We start from the raw sequence: 23,187 nt of genomic DNA, 5'->3' as shown, positions 1-23,187 counted from the left end.
CTAATGACTCCTGATCACCAGATATTTTTCGACCCGCAACGCAAACGATGGAAGCGCCTGCGCCGCATTTTCGACGTAGCCGCCGTGCTGTTGACGATAGTTGTGGCTATCTTCATTTTCAATGTATTTCGCGAGCAACACCTGCCCGATCTGCTGCTGCCCATACCCAAGCACAACTATAAGGCTGTGCGGGATCGGCAGTCTGATTTGTTGCGCGCGGAAAAGGCGCGAGGGGTACCGGCACACCGCAAGACCAAGCGTAAAGCCTCCGACATTCCATTTAACACTGGCGAAGGCGTGCGCGCCGCTTATTATCAACCGGATAATGAGGCCAGCTACTCCTCGTTCAAAGAGCACGTGCATCAGATCGACATCCTGTTTCCCGTATGGCTGCATGTTTCTGAGCCAGACGGAAATCTGATGGCGGAGTCGAAGGACGATCTGCAGGAGTATCGCGCAGTCGATAGTCGTGGAGTGCATGATCCCGACGACCAGAACAAGATCAAGGATGTAATCGCGGCGGCAAAGGAAGATACGGAGATTTTCCCGCACCTGACGAGTTACAACCCGCAAACCAAGAGCTTCGATCCGGCGATTGGCGCCGTTGTACTGGACAGTGACAAGAGCCATGCTTTGCACACGCAGATCATGAGCTTTTTTAAAGGGCTGCCCATGTATCACGGGCTTTCCCTGGACTTTGAAAATCTGCCCGACAACGCCGTGGACGCGTACATGCAGTTCATTCAGGACCTGTATGCGGACATGCATGCTCATAACCTGCGGCTGTACATCAATGTCGAGGTTTCTACGGATGACGACAATCTAAAGCGTATGGCGGCCAACTCCGATGGGCTCATCATCATGAACTACGACGAGCATGAGGAGAGCAGCGAGCCCGGGCCTATCGCTTCACAGACATGGTTTATCAGTAATCTACAACGCGTCCTGAAGATAGTGCCCAAGGAAAAAATCATCTGCGCTGTGGGCAATTATGGCTTCGATTGGACGATGTCGATTCCCGATCCAAAAGATAAGAAACATCCCAAACCAAAGGTACTGAACACCGAAGATTTAAGTGTGCAGGAGTCGTGGCAAAGAGCATCGGACGCGGATGCGGACCTGGATCTGGATTACGACTCGCTCAACCCTCACTACTCATTTATTGATGAAGACGATCACATCCGCCATGTAGTGTGGTTTCTCGATAGTGTGACTTTGCTGAACGAGATGCGAGGCGCGCGAGCGCTGGGCCTGCAGACATTTGCGCTTTGGTCTTTGGGGCAGGAGGATCGCTCTCTCTGGAGCATCTGGGACAAACCCAACACCGCGGATGCTCTTAACGCACTGGGTGTTGTGCCTCCAGGTCACGATCTGGACGTTGAAGGTACAGGCGACATTCTTCGCATCACGGGAACCCCCAAACCCGGCAAGCGCACGGTACAGGTGGATACGGACGAACCCGATCCGAGACGGCGGCTCGTCATCGATGAGCACATGGATATCTATCCGCTGACCTACCAGTTGCAGTACTACGGCTACGATCCCAAACGTGTTGCGATCTCGTTTGACGACGGTCCGGACCCCACATGGACGCCGAAAATCCTGAACATCCTGAAGAGCAAGAATGTGAAAGGTACGTTCATGCTGATCGGCAGAGAAGCCCAGGAAAATGTGGGCCTGATGCAGAGGTTAGTTCGGGAAGGAAATGAGATAGGCAATCACACCTACTCGCATCCGGACATCAGCGAAATCTCGCCACGACAGGTACAACTAGAGTTGAATCTGACGGAGCGGTTGTTTGTGAGCAAACTGGGCATTCAGCCGCTCTACTTCCGTCCTCCATACGATATCGACGAAGAGCCTGATACGGATGATCAGGCTGAGCCGGCTTATCGCGTGCAGCAGATGGGCTACACCATCATCGGCAACAAGATCGACACGGACGACTGGAACGAGCATCCGAGAAAATCTCCAAAAGAGATTACCGATTCTGTACTGGCACAGCTTGAGAACATGAAGGACAAGCCGCAGTTTCAAGGCAGCGTAATCCTGATGCATGATGGCGGTGGAAATCGTGCGCCAACGGTGGCCGCGCTTCCTGTACTGATCGACGCGTTGCGAGCTCACGGTTATGAGATCGTGCCGGTCTCAGCGCTCATGGGCAAGACAACAGCCGAGGTGATGCCAAAGATCACGGGCCTGCAGTATTGGCGCGCACAGGCAGACTCCGTAGCCTTCAGCATCCTATCGTTGTTCGGCCATTTCATCGTCATGGTCTTCCTGGTTGGCGACGTGCTGATGAGCGGCCGTCTCATCGTTATCGGTGTGATGGCAATCATCGACAGGCTGCTTCGCGTCAAGGAACCTACGCCTGGCTTTAACCCGCGTGTAGCAGTGCTGGTGCCTGCGTATAACGAAGAGACCGTGATCGTGCGCACGGTGCGCTCCGTGCTCAATTCGGATTATTCCAACCTGCATGTGATCGTCATCGATGACGGCTCAAGCGACAGGACGGCGGAGGTCGCACGCGCAGCATACGAGCCAGAGATTGCATCGGGCAAAGTAGCCGTAATCACCAAGCCAAATGGCGGCAAAGCTGCTGCGCTTAACTACGCAGTAGAGCGCTTGACAGAGGATTTCTACGTTGGCATCGATGCCGATACAGTCATCGCTTCAGATGCGATTTCAAAGCTCATTCCGCACTTTGCAGATCCTATGATCGGCGCGGTTGCGGGCAATGCAAAGGTCGGCAACCGCGTCAATCTCTGGACGCGATGGCAGGCTCTTGAATACATCACCAGTCAGAATTTCGAGCGGCGTGCGCTTGATCTCTTCAACGTCGTGACCGTGGTGCCAGGGGCCATTGGGGCGTGGCGCACTGGCCCGGTGAAGATTGCCGGAGGCTATCCACTCAACACTGTGGCGGAAGATGCCGACCTCACCATGAGCCTGTTAGAACAGGGGCTCAAGGTAGTTTACGAAGATCGTTCGCTGGCATTTACTGAAGCACCGATCAATGCCAGTGGACTAATGCGGCAACGCTTCCGCTGGTCCTTCGGCACGCTGCAAGCTATATGGAAGCACCGTGCTGCGTTCACGCGCAATAAGGCGATGGGCCTCTTTGCGCTGCCTAATATTCTCGTCTTTCAGATGCTGTTGCCTCTGGTATCGCCCTTCATCGATCTGATGTTCCTGATTGGCGTAGGACAGTTTTTTGTCGACCGCTACTATCATCCAGAAGCAGCAAGCACGGCCAGCTTTGAGAAGCTGTTGACTTACTTCCTCACCTTCATGGTGATCGACTTTGTAACCTCGGCAATCGCGTTCAGTCTGGAGCGCAAACACCCTGCGAACAAAGGCGATGGATGGCTCCTCTTCCACATATGGCTGCAACGCTTTGCTTATCGGCAGGTCTTCTCGGTAGTGCTCTTCAAGACAGTAAAACGCGCGATCGATGGACGCCCATTCAACTGGGATAAGATCGCACGAACGGCCAAGATGAGCAAGCAGACAGACAAGCTCATCGAAGGCTAAATCGAAGGTCAAGCCTGGCTGGTCTGTTTTAGTTAAACAGAGCAGCTAGACAACGATACCTGGCTCAAGCGGCGTCACCTTGTCCCGCTTACTTCTCGAAGCAACCCACAGATCGTATTGCATCTGCAGGCGGAGCCATAAGTCCGGCTCCGTCTTGAACGCTTCTGAAAGACGCAGCGCCATATCCAGAGACATGGCCGCCCTGCCATGCAGCAGGCGTGAAAGCGTGGGTCGCGCGACACCAAGATGCCTGGCTACTTCGGTTACAGAACGATCCGCGAGATAACGAGCTAGCGTGCGCCCAGGGTGCATCGGGTTATCGGTTTGCATGGCTGTGATTTCCTTTCATGAGCATTACTCTGGTTACGCGTCGTCGTAGTCTTCCGTCAGCGATTGCAGAAACGCCACAAGGGCTGCTACATCCTCTTCTGAAATCGACATGTTTGCAAATTCGGCGGGAGCATTGCGCAGTAGCCCGTTCTGCGCCAGCTTTGAGCTGTTGATGTAGAACTCAATCACGTCGTTGAGCTTGAGAGCGCTGCCATTATGAAAGTACGGCGCAGAGTCTTCAAGATCGCGCAGCACGGGCGTCTTGAATTGTGCAATCGTACTCGCCAACCCCTTATCCACAGAGCAATCCTTGCCCGCTGCACAGACAAAGCTTGCGAGTCCCATTTGAGGGTTAGGCATATCGGGATTCAGATATACATTCCACAAACCCAGGTCGGCATAATTCGGATTATCAGCAGAGGCTGCACGCCGCATTGATTCCGTCGCATTTGGATGATTGGTGCTCGCCGGTAGATACAAATCAAAAGAACTGTTGCGCTCTGTCAGTGACGGCACGTGAAGCTTTACAAATGCTCCAGCGCCATGAACGTTGTCATACTCCGTCTGCGCTACGCCTGTGTTGTGAAAGATAAAGTCAGTGAAATCGGGTGCCTGATGACAAGCGGCGCAGTTACCCGCGTGTTGATTACTTCCTCCACCAGCAGTTGCGGACTTGAGGAAGATCTTGAGTCCCGCTAACTCAGTCGCACCGAACTGATATGGATTCGCATGATAGGCAAAACTTCCATCGGCCGTCGTGATGTAGATCGGATTATTTAATGCCAGCACTGCGGCATATAGGCGCGTGTTGTAAGCCGCACGCGTCTCACCTGCCAACGCCTGCTGAGGAAGATGATTAACACGCAGGAAGTTATCGTAAGGCGAGCCGACGTATTGCCCATACTCGTCGCGTTGAAAAAGTAGATCTTTCATGTACTGGGTAATGCAGTTGGCGACCTCGGTCACTATCTGCTGGTCGGTTGCAGTTGTAACATCCACGCGCTGATTTACAGGCAGAGACAGATCGCTCGTGATGCGCGCATCGGTACCAAGAAATAAAGTGCCATACGAAAGACTGTTCGTACGATCGGCGGCAAGTTGGTCTGACCCATCATCTTCGCGAACGATGCGGGCGATATGTGCAATCGCCTGGCTGTACTGCGCTGGAGACCAACCGAAGTTTCTGCCCGTCATCGTGCCGATAACCAAGTCCTGCCCCGTTGCAAACTCTCCATCGAAGTGCAGAAATTGCGACGTATTGCGCGCCGTGAAACTGTCCACCATCTGCATGGCGTTGCGCGGTGTGTTGGTGAAACCATTCATCGTCAGCGGAATTGGACTGCGCGTGGTGAAATCTGCATACGTCCGGTTCCCTGCGCCAGCCACGCCTTGAAATTCAGTGACGAAGTGACAACTACGGCAGTTCATCGCCTGCCCGGCAAAAGGCCCAGGCAGCGTTCCATTGGTTGTCTCAACGGTATTAACCACAGGGTCGCCGGTAGCGAGCGGAGCATTCGTTGACGTCATGTGCGTTGCGAAATATTCGGAGAAGCGTGTATCGAGAAAGATGCGTTCGCCAATGGAATCAGCCGCGGGAGTAGTCGCTTCGCTGGCAGGAGCAACCGGAGCCTGCCCCGCGCCGCAGCCATTCATGATGAGACTGGTGGAACACAGAACTACCGTCGCGAAGGTAAAGATACCTCGCCCATGCGCGTTCTTGTTGCTTGTGCGAACTGTCTTACGAATCGATCTCACTGCATACTCCTGAGGCTTGAATCCTGGCTTAAGAACTTACTTCACAGACAGAGGCAACGTGCGCAGATAGGCGATCACCTGCCAGCGTTGTTGCTCCGGCAGAGAACTCCATGGCGGCATACCTTTGTAGGGGTTGCCGTTCTTGAGCATCCACGCGAGTTCACCATCCGTCGCGTTGTGAATGCGTTCACTACGCAGGCTCGGCCGATTGTGTAGACCCAGGGCATCCGTTCCGTGGCACTTGGCGCAGTTCTCCTGAAAGAGAACTTTGCCCGCGGCAGCCGCAGAGGGTTGTCCGGCAAAAGGATTGTGGCGTGCGCGGTCTTCATCGGGAACGCGATGCAGCCATTTTCCATCTGACGCGCCGATCAGCAACGCCGGAGAACAGAGGATCAGAGCAATCAGAGCAAGTAACTTTTTCATCGTGAGTCCTTCGACTTAAATAGATCGCGGATCTGCTGTATTTCATACGAGACCTTGAACCGCCATAGCGTGCCGATGCTGTTGTCATTCAGCCCAAACTGCGGCGAGAAGCTGACGGTTGGTCCGTTCGGTACGCGAAAATCCACGGTTGGCCCGGCATACTGCGAGGTCTGCTTGAGACCGAAGCTATAGCGGTCGCCAAGTCCTCCGTAGAGTTCCGCACCGGCATCAAAATTCTGGCGGCAAAGATAGCATCGCCTTGCGCTGCCAGCCGAAGCAAGCGAACGCGCCGCACCAAGTGCATAGCCAAACTCCCACGGCTCATTGGACATGTTCTTTTCAGCTATCATGTTCTCGGAAATATTCCAACCCTTGAAATTGCTCGACAGAATTAGCTTGCCCTCGATCGAGTGCTCCACAATGCCGTGGGTTTGCCCATTATTGACCTGGAAGCGCGAGATGCCATCGTGCCCCGTAATTTCAAGAATGCTTTTGTCCGCATTGCTGACCGATTCGTACTCTACGTAAACAGCCGGGGTGACGAAGTATTCGCGGGGCAGCGGGCGAAAACGATTCTCCCAGCGAAAACCGGTGAAGACAGTCGAGTCGTTCACGGTAGCCTGCCCCTGCGCGTAAACCTCAGTCGTCCACCACGCGGTCGCGCCGTATTCGAGCTCGATTGTCGGGCTGACAAAAGCATTCGCATCTTTCGGCGGGGCGGTCAGCCCTTTGAGAGCGACTTCAAGATTGCCTGGCTCTTCCAGATCGGTGGAGTAGGTGACGAAATAGGGTTTTTCCTGGGCGTGCAGCACATTTCCGAGGGATAAAACAGCTCCCAGAACCAGCAGGCAGTATCCAGTAAGTCGAACAAAACGCATACACTTCCACTCCACAAAAGAGCCTCAGCGAAATTCTCTACATCGCAGTGCTCTCGTAAGCAACTGCATCAAAAAGAGTCGTCCAAACGCCAGTTCCAGAATGAGGACTAAATGTGTCGGATACTTCGCTAAACGAAGACTAAATTGGTCCTATATTCGTGTCAAGTATTCATATCAAGATGTAAATGATCTTTTTATGCAAGATGCAACGGGTGTGGTTCCTCAGCTAGACTTGAGTAGTTATGACTTTTACGACGCTGCCGAATATCACGCTGCGCTTGCCAGTTGGCGAGTTTGAGAACGAATCCTTAGTTGACTTTGCCGAGCCGGAAAATGCCCGCGCCATGCGCCAGGCACTCGCCGATGTGGCCACCCGTCTTGGTCAGGAGTATGACCTGGTTATCGGAGGCCATCGCGAAAAGACCAAGGGCAAGATCACTTCGCTGAACCCTTCCCGTCCGGCGCAGATCGTTGGCGTTCATCAAAAGGCTGGCGCGGAACATGCACAGGAAGCAATGGAAGCGGCACTTCGCGCGTTCAATTCGTGGAGCCGCGTAAGCGTGGATGTCCGCGCATCGCTGCTGCTGCGTGCGGCAGAGATTATCCGCCTGCGCAAGTTCGAGTTCTCGGCGTGGCTCACCTATGAGGTCGGCAAAAACTGGGCCGAGGCAGATGCCGATACGGCTGAGACCATCGACTTCCTTGAGTTCTATGCACGCGAAGCACTGCGGCTGGCCAAGTCCACTACGCCGATTCAATTCCCCGGCGAACACAATCGCCTGCTGTACATTCCTCTAGGCGTAGGAGCAGTGATTCCACCGTGGAACTTCCCATTCGCCATCATGGCGGGTATGACGGCAGCGGCCATTGTGACCGGTAATACCGTAGTTCTGAAGCCGTCGAGCGATTCGCCGACCATCGCGGCGCTGTTCATGGATGTGCTGGAAGAAGCTGGTCTGCCCGCAGGCGTGGTTAACTTCTGCCCAGGGTCGGGTGCTACTTTCGGCAATGCCATCGTCGCTCACCCCAAGACTCGCTTTATCGCTTTTACCGGCTCGAAGCCAGTTGGATTGGATATTCATGAGTTGGCCGCGAAGACACAGACCGGCCAGATCTGGATCAAGCGAACGGTGCTGGAGATGGGCGGCAAGGACTCGATCCTTGTGTGCGCCGATGCGGATGTGGATGTCGCCGCAGACGGAGTTGTCGCGGCGGCCTTTGGCTTCAGCGGCCAGAAGTGCTCGGCCTGCTCACGGGCGATTGTCGAAGCCTCGATCTATGACGAGTTTGTCGAGAAGGTGCGCGAGCGTGTCTCCAGGCTGACCGTGGGCGATCCGGTTGAGAATCACAGTCTCGGCCCGGTCGTGAATGAGAGCGCACTGAAAAGCATCCTGGGATATATCGAACAGGGCAAGAGTGAAGGACGACTGGTCTCCGGCGGTAATGCTGTGCCGACCGAGGCTGGTGGATACTTCCTTGAGCCAACCGTGATCGCAGATGTGGATGCCGATGCCGTGATTTCTCAGGAAGAGATCTTCGGACCGGTACTGGCGATTATCAAGGTCGATAGCTATGAAGAAGGATTGGCTGTCGCCAATAACACTGAGTTCGGTCTGACGGGCTCGATCTACACCAACGACCGCGACCGGCTCAATCATGCCGCGGAAGAGTTCCACGTCGGCAATCTTTATCTCAATCGCAAGTGCACCGGCGCGATGGTCGGAGCGCATCCTTTTGGCGGCTTCAACATGAGCGGCACGGACTCGAAGGCGGGCGGCCCGGATTATCTGCTGTTGTTTACGCAAGCCAAGTCGGTAGCCGAAAAGCTTTAGTACGCCACCTGCGTGGCTTCAAGACGAAAGAGCACATGACACAAGATTCTTTGCAACATCGGCTGTTGATTGCCTGCGCCGTAGCTCGCGAGGCGGGAGTTCTGCAGAAGCGTCGCTTTCTGGATCGCGACGCCATGAGCTTCAAATTCAAAGGCCCACACGATTACCTCACCGCAACAGACGGTGAGGTAGAAAAGCTGGTGCGTGAACGCCTGCTAGGCGCTTTCCCCGGAGACACATTTCTGGGCGAAGAAGATGGCGGCCAGGTGAGCGACCGCACATGGGTCGTCGATCCAATCGATGGCACGTCCAACTTTGCCCGCGGCATCGCACATTTCTGCGTGTCCATTGCCTTTGTGTTGAATGGCGTAGCCTCAATCGGCGTGATCTATGCACCGATGAGCGATGAATTGTTTGCCGCCGCGACCGGTATGGGCGCAACTCTGAACGGTGAGAAGATCAAGACAACAAAGGTTACGCAGCTAGATCAATCCCTGCTTGAAATGGGGCGCGCTTCGCGGCAGCCACAGGCAGCCTATCTCTCCGTGCTGGAAAAAGTAATGAGCAAAGGTGTGGCTCTTCGCGGAGGCGGGTCAGGCGCATTGGCTGTGGCCAACGTTGCCGCCGGACGCGTCGATGCCTGCATGGAGACACATATGTATTCCTGGGATTGCCTCGCCGGACTGGTCCTCGTGAAAGAAGCAGGCGGCCGAGTCAATGACTTTCTAGCTGGCGACGGCCTGTTGAAAGGCAATGCCATACTGGCTTCCGCTGCCGGCATTGCAGACGAATTATCTGAATTATTTAATCTTCCTCTTCTGGCGTAGAGATTTTCTACGCCAGCTTCACCGAAGCAATTAATTCAATAAATTTTTGCGTGTCAGATTACAAATGACGGCGTGGGTGCGTCTTCCTTACAGTACTTTCCCCCGTCAGGCATTTTTCGAGAACAATCTTCTTCTCTTTTTCGTAACCCAGCATATGGAATGGCGTTAGACCACGAATCCGTCTTGAGCCATAAATCTAAAGCAGTCCATATCTGGCGATCCGTTCAGAAGCAAATCTCTATTGGGGAGTGTTACCGTGGACAATTTACGTGATGACCTGAAGCATGCCCTGCACATGTTTGTTAAGAATCCGGCGTTTACCATCGCGGTAGTTGCCGCGTTGGCGCTTGGAATCGGGGCTGACACCGCTATCTTCTCCGTGGTGAATACCGTGCTGCTCAAGCCACTGTCCTACCCAGAGCCAGACAGGATTGTACAGATTCTGCTCACGAGTCCGGACGGTGAAGGCCCGGGCGCGTCGGCGACCAAACTGCATGTGTGGCAGGAACAAACCAGTGTCTTCCAGGACGTGGCAGGCTACGATGGCGGCGGTGGCATGAACCTGACCGGAGGCATTCCCGAGCAGGTTCACGGCGTGCATGTGACCGAGGGCTACTTCCGCGTCTTTGGAGCGCCATTCGCACTGGGTAGAGGATTCACTCGCGACGAAGACCGGCCACATGGCGGCAATGTCGTGGTGGTGAGCAATGGGCTATGGAAGCGTAAGTTCGGGAGCGATCCACATCTGATTGGCAGGTCGATTTCAATCGCCAATCTACCTTACACCGTGGTTGGAGTGACTGGCGATTTCGACACAGACCCGGCTGCCGATCTATGGATTCCATACCAGTTCGACCCAAATACGAGCGACCAGGCACACTATTTTGTCGCTGCGGCGCGGATGAGGCCGGGAATAACGCTATCCCAGGTACAGGCTCAGTTAAAGCTGGCTGCGGCGGAATTTAACCGCAAGTATCCCGGGGCCAATCAGCGCGGCGGGTTTGATGCACAGTTACTCAAAGACTCCGTCGTTAGCGACGTGCGCTCGTCTCTGCTGGTGCTGGTTGGCGCGGTAAGTTTTGTGCTGCTGATTGCCTGCGCCAACGTGGCCAACCTGCTGATGGTACGCGCTGCAAGCCGGCGGCGGGAGTTCGCCATTCGCTCAGCGCTCGGCGCGGGACGCGGCCGCATCATTCGTCAGTTGCTGACGGAGAGCATCGTGCTGGCACTCGCTGGCGGAATACTCGGGATGATTCTGGGAGTCGTAGGAGTGCGGGCGCTGCTGGCATCGAGCCCCGGCGATATTCCCAGAATTGGTGAAAATGGAGTGCTGGTCGGTTTGGACTGGCATGTCGCACTTTTCACGCTGGGCATCTCGTTTCTGACCGGGATTCTCTTTGGACTTGTTCCTGCGATTGAAGCCTCGAAGCCCGATCTCAGCAGCGCCATGAAAGAGAACAGCAAGGGATCGGGCGGCAGCCTGCGGACCAGCAAGATGCGTTCTCTGCTGGTGGTGAGCGAGGTTTCGCTCGCGCTGGTTCTGCTAATTGGCGCTTCCCTGCTGATTCGGACTTTTGTGGCTCTGCGATTGGTCGATCCGGGCTTCAACTCGCACAACGTCCTGACCGCTGAGATGGCCATGAATGGGCCGAATTTTGAGAAGACTGCCGGAGTGGCGCAAGTGATACGCGAGGGGCGGCAGAGGCTGAACGCGATGCCCGGCGTGGTCACGGCCGCAGCAACGAATTCGATGCCTTTAGTGGGCGGGTTTGGTTTGCCCTTCACTATCGTGGGGCGGCCACAGAACGGCCAGCCTGACGGCGCAGGATGGATGGCCGTATCCCCTGGATATTACGACGCCTTCAAGATCCCCATTCTGCATGGGCGCGATTTTACTGACAATGACACCGGCGGAGCGCAGGGCGTGGCCTTGATCAATGAAGCCATGGCCAAACAGTTCTGGAAGAAAGGCGAAAATCCTGTAGGACAACAGATTCTGATCGGCCACGGCGTAGGACCGGAGTTTGAGGAGCCTGCAAGATTGATCGTTGGAGTAGTCGGCGACGTGCGGGATGGTGGGCTGAATCGCAATCCGGAGCCAAAGATGATCGTTCCGCTGGCCCAGATGACCGATGGACTGACGGAACTGAATTCCAAAGTGGCACCGATTTCGTGGATTATCCGAACCAAGGTGGAACCGCATCAACTGACAGCCATGGTAAGTGAAGAACTGCGCAAATCCAGCGGCGGTTTGCCGGTGGCGCGGGTTCGCTCCATGGAGGAGATCGTTGTGCGCTCAACCGCGCGCCAGGATTTTAATATGCTGCTGCTGTCGATCTTTGGCGGTTCAGCATTGATTCTGGCTGCGATTGGAATCTACGGACTAATGGCCTATTCCGTGCAGCAAAGGACACAGGAGATCGGCATTCGCATGGCGATGGGCGCAGATCGCGGACGCATCACAAAGCTGGTGGTATGGCAGGGAATGCGCCTGGCGCTGGCTGGAGTCGTGATCGGGATGGGCGCGGCTTTCGGACTGACTCACCTGATAGCCAGTCTGCTTTATGGAGTCAAAGGCTGGGACCCGTTTGTCTTTATAAGCGTGCCGATCATCTTGACCGGTGTAGCCCTGCTGGCCGTCTGGCTGCCTGCTCAGCGGGCTTCGCGGCTTAATCCAATGGAAGCTCTGCGGACGGAGTAGTTATAGGCCTCTATGGGAGGCCTATGTTCCGGTTCTCGATATGGACTCGACTTTGCCGACAGCTTCCGTCGTATTGGCTCGCTCCTCGGCATCGATTCGGCTGCCGACATCCGCTGCGGCCTCTGCCAGTACGCGGTGATGCAAGGTAAAGAGCGCAAGTTCCAGCCGATCGCTGACACCGGTCTTGTCATAAATGGAGCGCAGGTAATTCTTGATCACTTGCTCTGTGGTTCTGAGGCGGGTAGCGATTTCGCGATTTTTGCATCCCTGCACGATCAGAGCCACAATTCGCATCTCTTTCGGCGTCAGGCGATCTCGAACGCGCGTACCGACCATATCCTCATCCGCCATCTCGACGAATGCTGATTGCAGGGGCTGCCAGATTTCACCGGCGGCCACGCGACGTACGCACTCCACCATGGCCGAACCAGAGGTATTGCGAAAGAGCACTCCGTGAAATCCCTGCTGAACATAAGGCGCCGAGGATTCGGAGTTTTCGATAATGACGATTCCACGGCTGCCGGCACTGGTAAGCAGGATATTGAGACGCCCTATCTCCGGCTTGAGAACTGAGGCCAGGATCACAATCGCTCCTGGAAATGTAGTGATCGCGTGCATCATTCGCTCGACATCGGAACATTGAGCAATAATCCGCAAATTCTCATCCATCGCAAGCACCTTGGCCGTGCCCGCACGGAAGATTGCCTGGGAATCAGCCAATATAACTTTGTTCATGAATCGAGCCTCACTTCCTACCAAATACTGCGAGTATCCTATGCTTCTGTCACTTACAGGCACACAGCGGCGAACTCTACCTCTGTGGCTGTTATCGGCAAAAATCATAACAGCCCAAGAATGTCTCGCATTGAGGCATTTTGAGCCAGGAAACATGCCTTTAGTAAGCCCTGAATCCGAAAGAATGCTCGCTCGTAACCGTGTAAGTACTCACAAGAGTACAGGTATGTTCCTTCGTGCGCTACAGAAATGATGCTTACTTGTCACAGAGAGAAAATAATGGATAACAGCACGATGCAATTGGCCCGTTCGATGTAAAGGTCTACACTTGAGTTCAGGAATAAAGAACGGTTATGACCAGGCCTATTCTTCTAGCAGTAGACGACGATATCAGTGTGTTGGAAGCGGTGGTGCAGGATCTCCGCCGTAAATATGGCTCGACATATCGCATCATGCGAGCCGGAAGCGGGCCTGCTGCCCTGGACACTCTGCGCCAGTTGAAAGTGCGCGACGAGGCCGTGGCCCTTTTACTCAGCGACCAGCGAATGCCCGGCATGACCGGCGTGGAGTTTTTGGAAACCGCGCTGGAGATTTATCCGAAAGCGCGCCGGGTGCTTTTGACGGCTTATGCCGATACAGAAGCCGCGATCCGCGCCATCAATTCCGCACGCATCCACTATTACCTGACCAAGCCCTGGGATCCGCCGGAGGAAAAACTCTACCCGGTACTGGATGACCTGTTGCAGGACTGGAACGCGGGCTATCAGCCAAGGTTTGAGGGACTGCGGGTGATCGGTCATCGATGGTCGCTCAAAGACCATCAATTGCGCAGCTTTCTCTCGCGCAATCACGTTCCTTACCGCTGGCTGGATGCGGCAGCAAGCGACGACGCGCAGCAGCTCCTGAAAGAACGCTCCCTGGACCCGGAAGCACTGCCAGTTGTGCTGTTTTCCGACGGAAGCTCACTGGTGGATCCGGAGCAGGAAGCTCTGGCCACGCGTGTAGGCCTGCGTACCCAGGCGGCACAGGACTTCTACGACATCATCGTCGTCGGTGCCGGACCGGCCGGACTGGCAGCGGCTGTTTACGGCGCGTCCGAGGGATTGAAAACACTGGTCATAGAACCCGAGGCTCCTGGCGGCCAGGCGGGCTCTTCTTCCCTGATTGAAAATTACCTCGGCTTTCCCTCTGGCATCACCGGATCGGATCTGGGACGGCGTGCACACATGCAGGGAGTCCGTTTTGGGGCTGAATTCCTGACCCAGCGTGCGGTCGGAATGCGCGTGGAAGGTCAATACCGCTTTGTCGTGCTATCGGACGGGCGCGAGGTTTCCAGCCATGTCCTGCTACTGGCAACCGGTGTGGAATACCGGCGATTGGATATTCCCGGAGTGGAGCACCTGACCGGCCGAGGAGTTTATTACGGAGCAGCGCTGGTCGAGGCCGCTGCCTGCAAGGACGAAGACGTATTTATCGTGGGCGGGGCCAACTCTGCCGGGCAGGCAGCGTTGCATTTTGCCAAATTTGCCTGCAAGGTAACCATGCTGGTTCGGTCGAATGGACTGGAAGCGAGCATGTCCAAGTACTTGATTGACGAAATCGCTCGTACGCCCAATATCGTGATCGAGTCCAATACGCGCGTACTCTCAGCCGAAGGCAACGGCCATCTTCAGTCCGTCAGAACCTGTAGCCCAACCGGTGAAATGGTACGCGAAGCGGGCTCTCTTTTCGTGTTCATTGGGGCTGTTCCGGGAACGGAATGGCTTCCAAACGTAGTTTTACGAGATGAAAAAGGGTTCATCCTTGCCGGACCGGAACTGAAAGCTGCACCGGGATTTGCAGCAACCTGGAAGCAGGACCGCGATCCGTTTCTGCTGGAAACGAGTGTTCCTGGTGTCTTTGTCGCCGGGGATGTTCGACATGGGTCGGTAAAGCGGGCTGCGTCGGCGGTAGGGGAAGGATCCATCGCCGTCCAATTCGCTCACCAGTATCTTGCGAGTTTCTAGGGTTGAAATGCTATTGAAAGCAGCGAAGGGTTACATCAAAATAGCGGTATAACCAAAAAGCGGTAACAGGAATCGAATCCTTCGGGGCAGCGTCACATCCATTCTTATATGGAAGATGCCGGAAATTACTGGCGGAAGTGAATCAGCCAGAAGACAGTGCGGGTAGAACTCACATGGGCGAAGTACCACAAACCATTACCGAGACAGTAGAACTCGGCGATTTTGCAGAACAACTGAGTAAGGTCGCTATTTTTGCAGACCTTACGCCCGAAGACCTCTGTGGGCTTAGCCGGGCAGAACTGCTCCACATCCCGGTGGATGGAGCAATCCTCGACCCGACGGACCCCGTCCTGGCCTATTTCATCGTCCTCGAAGGGGAAGTCAGCGCCGACCGGGTAGAAAAAGATGGCTCCGTCTTTCGGCTCGGCGTCGCCAAGGCCGGCGAGAGCTTCGGCGAAGTTCTGCTGCTGGCGGGCAAGCCCCCCACGGTTCGAGTCTTTGCCACTTCCCCCTCCATTCTGCTGCGTTTCTCAGAAGCGGATTTCTGGAACATGATGTCCTGCCAGCCATCGATCCGCAAGGTTGTATTGAGCCACATGGCTCAGCGCATGCAGGCTTATCAGGCTGAAGCTGCTCACCGCGAAAAGCTGGTGTCCCTGGGTACGCTGGCCGCAGGCCTCATGCATGAATTACACAATCCCGGCTCGGCGGCCAAGCGGGCCGCATCCCAGTTACGAGCCAACCTGCTTCGTCTGCAGGAGCTGAGTTTTCGCTTCTGCGACCGCAAGACGACCCCGGAACAGGTTTCCTGTATGCGCGATCTGCAGGCCGAAGCAATCAGCCATGCCCACGTTACGGCCATGAGTTCGCTGGAGCAATCCGACGCGGAAGAAGCGATGGCTGAGTGGCTGGAATCGGCGGGAGTCGAAAACGCCTACAAAATTGCCCCTTCGCTGGTAGGAATTGGGCTCAATCCCAAGGCCCTCGAATGCACGCGAGAAGCATTTGCAAACGATGGCCTCTCCGATCCGTTGAACTGGCTTGAATCCCTGGTTTCAAGCGTATCGCTGGTGGATTCCATCGAGGATAGCGTTACCCGGGTTTCAGATCTGGTGATGGCTGTTAAAAAGTTCGCCTACGACGACCGCTGCACTCTGCGCAGTGTCGATGTCCACGACAGCATCCAGAGCACTCTCACGATGCTGGGCCACAAGCTGCGCCTGAAGCAGGTAAGCGTAACAAAGCATTTCGATGCCAGTCCGGCAAGCATTCAAACCTCCGGCGTAGCGCTGAGTCAGGTATGGACCAATCTGGTAGACAATGCGATTGATGCCTCCCCTGACGGTGCGCAGATCGAAGTTCGTACATGGCTTGAGCCTAAAACGCTTTCCACCACAGCGTTAGCCGAGGATCATCTGTGCATTTCTATTACCGATCATGGCATCGGCATTCCAGCTGAATCACTTGAGCGTATTTTTGAGCCGTTTTATACCACCAAGCCAGTAGGCAAAGGTACAGGCCTCGGGCTGGAGATCGTTCACCGGATTGTGACTCAGAGTTTCGGCGGCAAAATCGTCGTAGACTCGCAGCCAGGCCGCACGGAGTTTATCGTATCTCTGCCACGGCAGGAGACCGGCGTAACCTGCTGAGTTCTTCTCGCGAATGCCGGTGAAGTTACAGTTCTCTCTGCCGATAAAGCCCCTGAACAGCGTTTCAGGGGTTCCCGGCAATGACGAACAACAAAGATCACACTGAAATTTTAGAAGCCGCACTCGATACCCTCAGCGAGGGTATCGTCGTGCTTGATGAAGATTCGCGCATCGTTTTCTGGAGCGCGGCAGCATCGGCCATCACTGGCCATCAGCGTGCCGATCTGCTCTCGCGGCCATGCCCTGCTGACCTCTACCACACAGACGCTCGGTACTCCATTCCCATTCGCACGGATTTATCTCACCCCGATTTATCGCACCCCGCAGATGGAAACATACCTGCGACAAGCACGCTGGATCCCTCTCAGCACTATCCGGCGCAGGTTCATCTTCGTCATCGTAGCGGACACACTCTGCCCGCGATGCTGCATCGTGTTCTCCTCCGCAACTCACTGGGAACACGCCTTGGAACAGTCCTGCGTTTTTATCCGATTGAGGAAGTGGACACGCTTCCACATGGCGAGTCGGCAGGCGAAGCAAGCGCCTCAAATAATCAGAGCGTACTCAGCGTTCTGATCAATCGGCTCGATATGGCATGGCAGGAGTGGAGCGCGAACCTGGTGCCATTTGGCCTGCTGTGGCTGACCGTAGACCAGGCTGCTGTGTTACGTACTACACATGGACGCGATGCCTGCGAAGCCATGCTCTCCATCGTTGAACGCACATTGCAAAACGGACTCAAGCCGACGGAAACCCTTGGCCGCTGGGGCGAAAACGAGTTTCTAGTTCTGTCCCATGAGCGCTCGCAGGAGATGCTGGATGCGCATGCGCGGCTTCTTGGTTCCCTTGCCCCGACTGCCGATTTCCGCTGGTGGGGCGATCGTATAGAGCTGACTTTAAGCATCGGCGCGGCACAAGCTACGAGTTATGCACATGGCGAGTCGGCAGGCACCGAAACATCAAGCATGGCAACGCTCTCCAGCCTGCTTCGGCACGCGCAGCTTGCTATGCAGTCCAGCATCCACGCCGGCGGCAATTGTGTAACCCAATCAGGAGGGAAGGCATGTTCGCAATTATAGGAATCGTAGTAGTCTTCGGCGCGATCGTTGCCGGGTACCTCATGGAAAAAGGCAATCTGCTCGTACTCGTGCAACCAGCGGAGTTGATCATCATCGGCGGCGCAGCACTGGGCACGCTCCTCATTGCCAATCCTATGCACATCATCAAGTCCATGGTGGGCGGCGTAACCGGCGTGCTGAAGCCTTCTCCATTCGGCAAAACGCGTTATCTGGAGACTCTGACGATGATGTTCGAGTTCCTTAATAAAGTGCGCAAGGAAGGTTTGCTCTCCGTCGAAAACGATGTTGAGTCTCCCAACGAAAGCATCATCTTCAAAAAGTATCCTGCCTTTCTCAAGGATCATCACGTGCGCGACTTTGTATGCGACACGCTGCGCATGGCTATCACCGGCGGTGTAGATCCATTCGACATGGACCAGATGATGGAGCGCGACACGGAGGTGCATCATCACGGCGCTGTCGAGCCCATCTCCGCACTGACGACTGTGGCCGATGCGCTGCCAGGGCTGGGCATCGTGGCCGCAGTGCTCGGCGTGGTCATCACTATGGGAGCCATTGGCGGACCACCCGAAGAAGTTGGACACAAGGTAGCCGCCGCGTTGGTAGGAACCTTTCTCGGCATCCTGCTCTGCTACGGACTTGTCGGCCCATTGGGGGCCAACATGACCAAGGGAGCCGATGCGCACAATGAATATCTCCAGGTGCTGCGAGTACTGCTGTTGAGCTTTCTCAAAGGCAATGCACCCCTGATTGCAATTGAGATTGCACGACGTGCGATTCCCGCGCATGTGCGCCCCACATTTGCCGAAACCGAAACAGCTTGCAGAGGCGGCGGTATCTCCGCAAGCAGCGCAGCAGCAGCCTGAGGTTAAGCTATGTCCACATCACAAAAACCGATCATCGTTATCCGAAAAAAAGCCGCGCACGGCGGGCATCATGGCGGCGCGTGGAAAGTAGCTTATGCCGATTTTGTCACCGCGATGATGGCGTTATTCATCGTGCTTTGGCTCTTGAATTCCAGCGTGAAAATAAGAAAAGCAGTGGGCGGTTATTTCAATGATCCGAGAAGCTCTCAGAAGGAAACCGGCTCCGATAAATTGGGCAGCAAGGACAATATTCCGGACATCCCCATTGACAAGCAGAATGTACTGAAGCTCAAGGATGATATTCAGAAAGCGATCCGCGATCAAAGAGACCTGGAGAAGCTCGCCAAGCAGATCGAAATTACGATCACTCCTGAGGGGCTGCGTATCGAGTTAATTGAAGATAAGAACGGAACGTTTTTCCAGAGCGGGAGCGCCGCGCTCAGCGAGACTGGGCAGCAGTTGCTGAGCATGTTGGCCGGGCAGATCAAGGTGCTGCCCAATCATCTGCTACTCGAAGGGCATACAGATGCGCAACCATATTCACAGGCTGCCACTTACACCAACTGGGAGCTATCCGCAGACCGCGCCAATGCTGCGCGTCGTCTGCTACAGTCCGATGGAGTTGGTCAGCAGCAAATCTCGCAGGTTCGCGGCTATGCCGATCAAATGTTGCGCGTAAAGAACGATCCGTTCGACCCGACAAATCGGCGCATTTCGCTGATCGTACAGTGGGCAGATACGCCTGTTTCACCGAGTTCGCAGGATGTTGGCAGCGCTAACGCAGCAGATGCAATCAAAATAGGCAATGGCATAAGACCATTACCCATAGCCGCAAAGAAATGATGCCTTAGCAGCAGCGAAACGGCGCTGCTGGTTCAAGCGATACCTTACCCGGCTCAGTCTCCGAAGCAGTAGCCGATGGCGGTGGAACTCCGCGCAATGTGCGTACACAACGTACCGCGGCCGAGCCAACGATCACGATTGCGCCGATGATAAATGCCACCATTAATCCGCTTTCGATCCATCCCTGCACAACGTTGACATTGCTCATTGCCATGGGCCAGAAGATATTCTCAATAGAGAGAACGCCAGCCGAAATTGTAGTGATCAGCACAAACAGAGCGGGCAGCAACGTGCACCATGCATAGATAGCCTTGCCGTGATTGACCAGCCATGTAGTCATCGTGGCCAATGCAATCGATGCGAGTAACTGGTTCGCTGTGCCAAAGAGTGGCCAGATAGTCGCGATTGTTCCACCCCAGATCAGGTAGCCCCAGCAGAACACGATAAACCCAGTCGCCAGCAGGCTTGAGGGCAGCCAATTTGTACGCCCAAGCGGCTTATAGATCTTGCCCATCAGCTCCTGCATGACGTATCGAGCTACACGTGTACCGGCATCAATTGTCGTAAGAATGAACAGCGCTTCAAACAGGATGGCGTAGTGATACCAATAGCCCATCAACGCCTTCATACCTGGGATGCCGCGAAAGATCTGCGCCATTCCTATCGCCAGGCTGACAGCCCCACCTGTGCGACCGGCAAGCTGCTCGCCAATCTCGCGCGAGAACTCGGGCAGATTCACTGCGTGCATTCCCAACCCTGCAAACACTGCCGGAGATACATTGATCGCAAAGTAATCTCCGGGCATCATGGAACACGCAGCGATCAGCGCCAGCACGCCGACCAGCGATTCTCCCAGCATTGCTCCATAGCCAATGAAGCGCGCATCTGTTTCCTTGTTGATGAGCTTGGGTGTCGTTCCAGAAGAAACCAGCGCGTGAAAACCGGAGATAGCTCCGCAGGCAATCGTGACAAAGAGAAACGGGAACAGCTTGCCCGGAATTACCGGACCGCCGCCATGAATATACTGTGTGAATGCAGGAAACTGCAGTTTGGGATGGACGATCAATACACCGGCGATCAGCGCTCCCAGGGTGCCCAGCTTCACATACGTCGAGAGATAATCGCGCGGCTCCAGCAACAGCCAGACAGGCAACACCGACGCGAAAAACCCATACCCGCATAACAGCAACACAATCTCATGACTATCGAATAACAGCAGATGCGCGAAGGATGAATTCGCCATCCAATGCCCGCCTACCAGCGACGCGATCAACGCACTGACGCCAAAGATCGATGGACCGATTACAGTGACCTTGTTCGCATTGCTCTTGAACATCCAGACGCCCATCACCATCGCGATAGGAATGGTCATGCCGATGGTGAAGATGCCCCAGGCGCTTTGGCTGAGGGCATTCACCACAATAATTGCCAAGCCAGCCATGGCCACGATCAGGATCAGCACAACCGCGATCATGGCGAACAATCCCGTAATTGGACCAATCTCGCGCTGCACGATATACGGCAGTGATTTTCCATTGTGTCGCAGTGAACCGATCAACACGGTAAGATCCTGCACAGCGCCTGCGAGAACAGCGCCTGCCACCAGCCAGATCAATCCCGGAGCATAGCCGAACTGCGCCGCCAGAGTCGGCCCAACAAGTGGACCTGCCCCGGCAATCGCCGCGAAGTGATGGCCGAAGACCACCCACTTCGGCGAAGGCACATAGTTATGTCCGTCTTTGAAACGATGAGCGGGAGTAATGTTTCGATCGTCCAGCATGAAGGCGCGCGTGGCAAGCAGAGCGCTGTAATAGCGATACGCGATAGTAAAAACGCCGAGAACAATCAGGAGTAAGGGAAAGGTATTCACATGCGTCTCGATGCATTGCTTTGAGCTATGCTCATGTGGTGGAGTATATCAATCAAACGGAGGCAGTAACGACTCTATGCCTATACGCCTCCGAAACCTATGACCTCTATCCTGGAAAGGTATTTCTATGCGTAAGCACCTCATCCTTGTTGGTCTGCTGAGTGTTATCTTTGGGCAACTGGTTATGACCACCGTCGCTTCAGGCCAGGCTCAAAAGCAGGGCGGTGCAGGCGTGCCACCAATCGTCCTCGCGGGTTTGAATACATATAAAACCTCGGGAGCAGACGAAGCGATGAAAGCATGGTCAAAAGGCAGCAGGTGGGAAGGAAATGAAGATGCAACCCGGCTGGCAACAATCCTGCGACATTTCCAGGAGTCGGATGGGCTATATCAATCTTTCGAGATTATGGATGTGCAGGTGATCTCTCCGTCAACACAGATCGTCTATCTGGCGTTAAACTTCGAGAAGGAACCACACTTCGCAAAGTTTGTAACCTACCACAGCGGACACGGCTGGATACTGTTAAGCCTCAAGCTCGACTTTGATGTAAACGGGATTGTTACAGAGCTGAAATGACGATCCGTTAACGATGGACATCTTGGAAGATGAACATCTTGAGATGGCTGCATCCCAACCGCTGACAGCGCATCCGATAGATATGTCGAATTTTTCTCATTTATTTTCTCCACTTCAAGTTGGCGAACTCCACCTTGCGCATCGCGTGGTGCTTGCGCCTCTGACTCGCTTGCGATCCACGCAGCCCGGCGACGTACCTAACGCACTTAACGCCACTTACTACGGCCAGCGTGCATCCAGGGGCGGATTGCTGATCAGCGAGGCGACGCAGATTTCTCTGCAAGGCAAGGGCTATCCAGCCGCACCGGGGATACATTCGCCCGAACAGGTTGAGGGTTGGAAGCTCGTGACGCAGGCCGTCCACGAGAAGAAAGCATATATATTTCTGCAGCTATGGCATGTGGGTCGCATCAGCCACAGTTCCCTGCACCCAGATGAAGGTCTGCCGGTTTCCGCTTCGGCAATCGCCCCCGCCAACGGGCAACTGGCTTTTACAGCGGACTTCAAGCATGCACCCTTTGAGACGCCGCGTGCGCTCGGGATTGAAGAGCTGCCGGGCATCGTTGCCGACTATCGTCGCGCAGCAGAGAATGCAAAGGCTGCCGGATTCGATGGCGTGGAAATCCACGGCGCCAACGGCTACCTGCTCGACCAGTTCCTCGAAGACAAGACCAATCACCGCACTGACATCTACGGCAGCTCTATCGAGAATCGCGCTCGCCTGCTCCTCGAAGTAGTGGACGCAACGATTGAAGTCTGGGGCAAAGGACGTGTAGGCGTTCGGCTTTCACCATACGGCACGTTCTCCGATATGGGCGACTCCAATCCAGTTGAGCTTTTCAATTATGTACTTGAGCAACTATCGCAGCGTGGCGTTGCTTATGCGCATTTGGTTGAGCCGCGCGTAGGCAGTGCGGGCAACGGCGATCCTATCGATGACTCTCGCCCGCGCACCTCGCATATCTTCCGCAATGCCTTTGACGGAGTTCTGATTTCAGCAGGTGGATACACCGCCGATACCGCAGAGGAGACAATCGCGGATGGATACGCAGATACCATTGCCTTCGGTCGATTGTTCATCGCCAACCCGGATCTTTCGGAACGCTTTCGCATCAACGCCGAATTAAACACTCCAGATCGATCTACTTTCTACGGCGGCACCGACAAGGGCTACATCGACTATCCATCCCTGGTAGAAGTCCAGTCTTAAAAGCACTGTTGAATGCACGAACAAGGGGACCGGCCTCGGCTGATCCCCTTTCCTTTTTCCCGAGACCATGTG

At 55.0% G+C, this 23,187-nt stretch carries 17 protein-coding genes; 11 read left to right on the top strand and 6 right to left on the bottom strand.

What is annotated here, in order from left to right:
• Positions 1-3: 3 nt before the first annotated feature.
• Entirely contained in the window at positions 4-3,534 is a 3,531-nt protein-coding gene (locus OHL19_RS04895) for a glycosyltransferase (RefSeq protein WP_263356485.1), read from the top strand.
• A gap of 45 nt (positions 3,535-3,579) precedes the next feature.
• Here OHL19_RS04895 and OHL19_RS04890 read toward each other — a convergent pair whose 3' ends face one another.
• From OHL19_RS04890 to OHL19_RS04875, 4 genes are read right to left on the bottom strand one after another with little or no spacing between them, the layout of a single operon-like run.
• On the bottom strand, positions 3,580-3,864 hold the full coding sequence (locus tag OHL19_RS04890; RefSeq protein ID WP_263356483.1) for a HigA family addiction module antitoxin: 285 nt from the start codon (positions 3,862-3,864) through the stop codon (positions 3,580-3,582).
• Between the two features lie 33 nt (positions 3,865-3,897).
• Positions 3,898-5,619: a hypothetical protein gene (locus tag OHL19_RS04885; protein WP_263356482.1), complete on the bottom strand. Its 1,722-nt coding sequence runs from the start codon at positions 5,617-5,619 to the stop codon at positions 3,898-3,900.
• Between the two features lie 36 nt (positions 5,620-5,655).
• Positions 5,656-6,042 (bottom strand): c-type cytochrome, encoded by a 387-nt coding sequence (locus OHL19_RS04880; RefSeq protein WP_263356480.1) that lies wholly within the window; start codon positions 6,040-6,042, stop codon positions 5,656-5,658.
• Positions 6,039-6,920, bottom strand: a complete 882-nt coding sequence (locus OHL19_RS04875) for a hypothetical protein (protein WP_263356478.1) — start codon at positions 6,918-6,920, stop codon at positions 6,039-6,041. The genes OHL19_RS04880 and OHL19_RS04875 overlap by 4 nt, the downstream gene beginning before the upstream one ends.
• Positions 6,921-7,162: 242 nt before the next feature.
• On the opposite strand from OHL19_RS04875, the gene pruA reads away from it, so the two are divergent.
• The 3 genes from pruA to OHL19_RS04860 all read left to right on the top strand — a co-directional run bounded on the left by pruA (position 7,163) and on the right by OHL19_RS04860 (position 12,280).
• Positions 7,163-8,752, top strand: coding sequence for an L-glutamate gamma-semialdehyde dehydrogenase (gene pruA / locus OHL19_RS04870; RefSeq protein ID WP_263356476.1), 1,590 nt, complete (start codon positions 7,163-7,165; stop codon positions 8,750-8,752).
• A gap of 35 nt (positions 8,753-8,787) precedes the next feature.
• On the top strand, positions 8,788-9,579 hold the full coding sequence (locus OHL19_RS04865) for an inositol monophosphatase family protein (RefSeq protein ID WP_263356474.1): 792 nt from the start codon (positions 8,788-8,790) through the stop codon (positions 9,577-9,579).
• Between the two features lie 256 nt (positions 9,580-9,835).
• Positions 9,836-12,280: an ABC transporter permease gene (locus OHL19_RS04860; RefSeq protein ID WP_263356473.1), complete on the top strand. Its 2,445-nt coding sequence runs from the start codon at positions 9,836-9,838 to the stop codon at positions 12,278-12,280.
• Positions 12,281-12,301: 21 nt separating this feature from the next.
• Here the strand turns inward: OHL19_RS04860 and OHL19_RS04855 are convergent, their stop codons facing one another.
• On the bottom strand, positions 12,302-13,015 hold the full coding sequence (locus tag OHL19_RS04855; RefSeq protein ID WP_263356472.1) for a response regulator transcription factor: 714 nt from the start codon (positions 13,013-13,015) through the stop codon (positions 12,302-12,304).
• A gap of 353 nt (positions 13,016-13,368) precedes the next feature.
• On the opposite strand from OHL19_RS04855, the gene OHL19_RS04850 reads away from it, so the two are divergent.
• The 5 genes from OHL19_RS04850 (at position 13,369) to OHL19_RS04830 (ending at position 19,458) form a co-directional block, all read left to right on the top strand.
• Positions 13,369-15,021, top strand: coding sequence for a response regulator (locus OHL19_RS04850; RefSeq protein WP_263356470.1), 1,653 nt, complete (start codon positions 13,369-13,371; stop codon positions 15,019-15,021).
• Between the two features lie 137 nt (positions 15,022-15,158).
• Positions 15,159-16,670 (top strand): sensor histidine kinase, encoded by a 1,512-nt coding sequence (locus OHL19_RS04845; protein ID WP_263356468.1) that lies wholly within the window; start codon positions 15,159-15,161, stop codon positions 16,668-16,670.
• A gap of 80 nt (positions 16,671-16,750) precedes the next feature.
• Positions 16,751-17,749, top strand: a complete 999-nt coding sequence (locus tag OHL19_RS04840; protein WP_263356466.1) for a sensor domain-containing diguanylate cyclase — start codon at positions 16,751-16,753, stop codon at positions 17,747-17,749.
• Positions 17,734-18,615, top strand: a complete 882-nt coding sequence (gene motA / locus OHL19_RS04835; protein WP_263356465.1) for a flagellar motor stator protein MotA — start codon at positions 17,734-17,736, stop codon at positions 18,613-18,615. The genes OHL19_RS04840 and motA overlap by 16 nt, the downstream gene beginning before the upstream one ends.
• Before the next feature lie 9 nt (positions 18,616-18,624).
• Positions 18,625-19,458 carry a flagellar motor protein MotB gene (locus OHL19_RS04830; RefSeq protein ID WP_263356463.1) on the top strand — a complete coding sequence of 278 codons (834 nt, stop codon included), beginning with the start codon at positions 18,625-18,627 and terminating at the stop codon, positions 19,456-19,458.
• Positions 19,459-19,462: 4 nt separating this feature from the next.
• Here the strand turns inward: OHL19_RS04830 and OHL19_RS04825 are convergent, their stop codons facing one another.
• Positions 19,463-21,328 (bottom strand): carbon starvation CstA family protein, encoded by a 1,866-nt coding sequence (locus OHL19_RS04825; RefSeq protein WP_263356462.1) that lies wholly within the window; start codon positions 21,326-21,328, stop codon positions 19,463-19,465.
• A gap of 127 nt (positions 21,329-21,455) precedes the next feature.
• On the opposite strand from OHL19_RS04825, the gene OHL19_RS04820 reads away from it, so the two are divergent.
• Positions 21,456-21,905, top strand: a complete 450-nt coding sequence (locus OHL19_RS04820) for a hypothetical protein (protein ID WP_263356461.1) — start codon at positions 21,456-21,458, stop codon at positions 21,903-21,905.
• A gap of 13 nt (positions 21,906-21,918) precedes the next feature.
• The gene (locus OHL19_RS04815) at positions 21,919-23,115 is read left to right on the top strand and encodes an alkene reductase (protein WP_317890539.1); all 1,197 of its coding nucleotides are present in this window, start codon (positions 21,919-21,921) and stop codon (positions 23,113-23,115) included.
• Positions 23,116-23,187: the final 72 nt, after the last annotated feature.

The organism is Acidicapsa ligni (assembly GCF_025685655.1).
In the GTDB taxonomy this organism is placed as follows: domain Bacteria; phylum Acidobacteriota; class Terriglobia; order Terriglobales; family Acidobacteriaceae; genus Acidicapsa; species Acidicapsa ligni.
Note: the sequence above shows the minus strand (reverse complement) of the source record. Positions and strands in the feature narration are given on the sequence as shown.

Coding starts and splice junctions, on each gene's coding strand:
- OHL19_RS04895 (WP_263356485.1), top strand. CDS start 4: ATGACTCCTGATCACCAGATATTTTTCGACCCGCAACGCAAACGATGG.
- OHL19_RS04890 (WP_263356483.1), bottom strand. CDS start 3,864: ATGCAAACCGATAACCCGATGCACCCTGGGCGCACGCTAGCTCGTTAT.
- OHL19_RS04880 (WP_263356480.1), bottom strand. CDS start 6,042: ATGAAAAAGTTACTTGCTCTGATTGCTCTGATCCTCTGTTCTCCGGCG.
- OHL19_RS04875 (WP_263356478.1), bottom strand. CDS start 6,920: ATGCGTTTTGTTCGACTTACTGGATACTGCCTGCTGGTTCTGGGAGCT.
- pruA (WP_263356476.1), top strand. CDS start 7,163: ATGACTTTTACGACGCTGCCGAATATCACGCTGCGCTTGCCAGTTGGC.
- OHL19_RS04865 (WP_263356474.1), top strand. CDS start 8,788: ATGACACAAGATTCTTTGCAACATCGGCTGTTGATTGCCTGCGCCGTA.
- OHL19_RS04855 (WP_263356472.1), bottom strand. CDS start 13,015: ATGAACAAAGTTATATTGGCTGATTCCCAGGCAATCTTCCGTGCGGGC.
- OHL19_RS04850 (WP_263356470.1), top strand. CDS start 13,369: ATGACCAGGCCTATTCTTCTAGCAGTAGACGACGATATCAGTGTGTTG.
- OHL19_RS04840 (WP_263356466.1), top strand. CDS start 16,751: ATGACGAACAACAAAGATCACACTGAAATTTTAGAAGCCGCACTCGAT.
- motA (WP_263356465.1), top strand. CDS start 17,734: ATGTTCGCAATTATAGGAATCGTAGTAGTCTTCGGCGCGATCGTTGCC.
- OHL19_RS04830 (WP_263356463.1), top strand. CDS start 18,625: ATGTCCACATCACAAAAACCGATCATCGTTATCCGAAAAAAAGCCGCG.
- OHL19_RS04820 (WP_263356461.1), top strand. CDS start 21,456: ATGCGTAAGCACCTCATCCTTGTTGGTCTGCTGAGTGTTATCTTTGGG.
- OHL19_RS04815 (WP_317890539.1), top strand. CDS start 21,919: ATGGACATCTTGGAAGATGAACATCTTGAGATGGCTGCATCCCAACCG.